General features: G+C 67.8%; 1 protein-coding gene and 1 pseudogene. Both read left to right on the forward strand.

Annotation, left to right across the window (positions count from 1 at the left end; genetic code table 11):
• Positions 1 to 217 (forward strand): annotated as a pseudogene (locus sphsw_RS18475) (hypothetical protein); the annotation flags it as partial.
• On the forward strand, positions 214 to 918 hold a 705-nt coding region (locus sphsw_RS19965), incomplete at its 3' end, for a hypothetical protein (RefSeq protein ID WP_052380990.1). The pseudogene sphsw_RS18475 and the gene sphsw_RS19965, both read left to right, overlap by 4 nt.

The following is a 918-nucleotide window of genomic DNA, read 5'->3' on the forward strand; positions in this document are numbered from 1 at the left end:
TCTGCTGTTCGCGATCGTGTTCGCGATCGCCACCTTCGCCGCTCAGGCCGTTGTCGGGCTCGTCTTTCGCCTGATCCTCGGCGGGGACCAGATCCCGACCGCGATGTTCCTTGCCGGGATCGCCGGCGCGCTTGCCAGTGCGGCGCTGATGGCGCTCGCCTATGTCTTCACGGCACAGCTCTATGTCGCCACCCGAGAGAAACCGATCACCGAATGAAAATCGACTTTACGGGCGTGTTGAAAGACGCCTGGGCCCTGTTCAAGCGCGACCGCGATCTGCTGCTCCGGATCGCCGGGCCCTTCCTGTTCCTGCCTGCCTTCGCGCTCGCGCTCGTCGTGCCCGACCCGCCGCTGCCCGATGCGGCGACGCGCGGCGACGAGGCGCAGGCGCTGGTCTGGGCGCAGGCGGTGACCGACTGGGCGGGGGCGAATGGCGGCTGGTACTGCCTGGCCTATGCGCTCAGCTTCTTCGGCATGGCGGCGGTCTATACGCTGTATCTCGACCGTGACCGGGTCGATATCGGCACAGCGCTCAGGCGTTCTGCCACGCTCCTGCCGCGCTATCTGCTCGCGATGATCCTGGTGTCGCTGCCAGCGGGGGCGGGGCTGCTTCTCTATGCGATTCCCGGCCTCTACATTCTTGGCCGGACGATGATGACCGGGCCGGTGCTTGTCGCCGAGGGCCCGATCGGCGCGTTCGCCGCGATCCGGCGCAGCCTGTCGCTGACGCGCGGCGCCGGCCTGCCGCTCATGTCGCTCGCCGCGTTCGGCTATATGAGCGGCTGGCTGCTCGGCATGCCCTTCATGGCGCTCGATGGCGCGATGCGCGATGGTGGACAGGGTAATCCGGTGGCGATCGGCAGCGCGTCGCAGATTGGGTCATGGCCGGTCACGGGTGCGTCCTGTCCGGTCAGCAGA

It is taken from the genome of Sphingomonas sp. FUKUSWIS1 (assembly GCF_000733135.1).
Lineage (GTDB): Bacteria > Pseudomonadota > Alphaproteobacteria > Sphingomonadales > Sphingomonadaceae > Sphingomonas > Sphingomonas aerolata.